Source organism: Blastocatellia bacterium (assembly GCA_035275065.1).
Lineage (GTDB): Bacteria > Acidobacteriota > Blastocatellia > UBA7656 > UBA7656 > DATENM01.
In genome coordinates this window covers 1-1007 of the sequence record DATENM010000103.1, presented here as the reverse complement: position 1 = coordinate 1007, position 1007 = coordinate 1, and the positions used below count along the sequence as shown (strand labels likewise).

The 1007-nt window shown below is 66.3% G+C and carries 1 protein-coding gene; it reads right to left on the bottom strand.

Features of this window, described 5'->3' with window-relative positions; genetic code table 11:
• Positions 1-1007 (bottom strand): inositol-3-phosphate synthase (locus VJ464_23035; GenBank protein ID HKQ08019.1); only part of this gene is annotated, 1007 nt, incomplete at both ends.

The window sequence follows — 1007 nt, the reverse complement described above, 5'->3', positions numbered from 1 at the left end:
GACTTCATCAGGTAGGAGGACGGCTCCTCGAGCGGTCCGCCGACGCCGTGGTTGAGCGCCAGCTTGCAGCAGCGGACGGCGTCGATCACGATCCCGGCCGAGTTGGGCGAGTCCCAGACCTCGAGCTTCATCTCGACGTTGAGCGGGACGTCGCCGAACGCCTGGCCCTCGACGCGGATGTGGGCCCACTTGCGGTCGGTCAGCCACGGGACGTAGTCGGACGGGCCGATGTAGACGTCGTCGGCCGGCAGCTCCTCGTCCATGATCGAGGTGACGGCGTTGGTCTTCGAGATCTTCTTCGACTCAAGCCGCTCGCGCTCGAGCATGTTGAAGAAGTCCATGTTGCCGCCGACGTTGAGCTGCGAGGTGTGGACCATCTTGACGCCGCGGTCGGCGAACAGGCGCGCGAGCTGGCGGTGGACGATCGTCGCGCCGACCTGCGACTTGATGTCGTCGCCGACGATCGGCAGCCCCTTCTCGCGGAAGCGCTTGGCCCAGTAGGCCTCCTTGGCGATGAAGACCGGGATGCAGTTGACGAAGCCGCAGCCGGCCTCGAGCACCTGCTCGACGTACCACTTGGTCGCCTGCTCTGATCCGACCGGCAGGTAGCTGACGACGACGTCGGTCCGCGTCTCCTTGAGGATCTGCACGATGTCGGCGGTCTCGCCGGGCGCCTTCTCGATCTTCTGCTTGAGGTACTTGCCGAGCCCGTCGTGGGTCATCCCGCGCTCGACGGGGACGTCGAGCTTCGGCACCTCGGCGAACTTGATCGTGTTGTTCTGGCCCGCCCAGATCGCCTCCGAGAGGTCCTTGCCGACCTTGTCGGAGTCGATGTCGAAGGCGGCGGTGAACTCGATGTCGGAGACGTGGTAGCCGCCGAGGTCGACGTGCATCAGGCCCGGCACGCGCTCGGCGGGATCGGCGTCGCGGTAGTACTGGACGCCCTGGACGAAGCTGCTCGCGCAGTTGCCGACGCCGACGATCGCGACGCGGACCTTGTCGGTCTG